This is a genomic window from Clostridium sp. SM-530-WT-3G, assembly GCF_012843905.1.
Lineage (GTDB): Bacteria > Bacillota > Clostridia > Clostridiales > Clostridiaceae > Clostridium.
Map to the genome: position 1 here is coordinate 1 of NZ_JABAGC010000091.1, position 1,016 is coordinate 1,016.

1 protein-coding gene is annotated in these 1,016 nt (G+C 38.8%); it reads left to right on the plus strand.

The window, feature by feature from the left end; all coding sequences use genetic code 11:
- The coding region (tuf, locus tag HF850_RS15350) for an elongation factor Tu (protein WP_169106281.1) at nucleotides 1–1,016 on the plus strand (1,016 nt) is incomplete at both ends.

Genomic DNA, 1,016 nt, shown 5'->3' on the forward strand with positions numbered 1-1,016 from the left:
AAATTTGAAAGAAGTAAGCCACATGTTAACATTGGAACAATCGGTCACGTTGACCACGGTAAGACAACTTTAACAGCTGCAATCACAACTGTTTTAGCAAACAAAGGATTTGCAGATGCATTCAACTATGCAGATATCGATAAGGCTCCAGAAGAAAAAGAAAGAGGAATCACTATCAACACTGCTCACGTTGAATACGAAACTGAAACTAGACACTACGCTCACGTTGACTGTCCAGGACATGCTGACTATGTTAAGAACATGATCACTGGTGCAGCACAAATGGACGGAGCTATCTTAGTTGTTTCAGCTGCAGATGGTCCAATGCCACAAACAAGAGAACATATCTTATTAGGATCAAGAGTTGGTATAGAATACATAGTAGTATTCTTAAACAAAGCTGATATGGTAGATGATCCAGAATTATTAGAATTAGTTGAAATGGAAGTTAGAGAATTATTAAATGAATATGACTTCCCAGGCGATGATATCCCAGTAATAACTGGTTCAGCTTTAAAAGCATTAGAAAACCCAACAGATCCAGAAGCTACTAAATGCATCATGGACTTAATGGATGCAGTAGATAGCTACATCCCAACTCCAGAAAGAGCTACAGATAAGCCTTTCTTAATGCCAGTAGAAGATGTATTCACAATCACTGGTAGAGGAACAGTTGCAACTGGTAGAGTTGAAACTGGTGTACTTCACGTAGGAGACGAAGTTGAAATCGTTGGTTTAAGTGAAGAAAAGAAGAAGACTGTTGTTACAGGAATCGAAATGTTCAGAAAGTTATTAGACGAAGCACAAGCTGGTGATAACATCGGAGCATTATTAAGAGGTATCCAAAGAACTGATATCGAAAGAGGTCAAGTTTTAGCAGTACCAAACTCAGTACACCCACACACTAAGTTCGTAGGTCAAGTATACGTACTTAAAAAAGAAGAAGGTGGAAGACACACTCCATTCTTCGATGGATACAGACCACAATTCTACTTCAGAACAACTGACGTTACTGG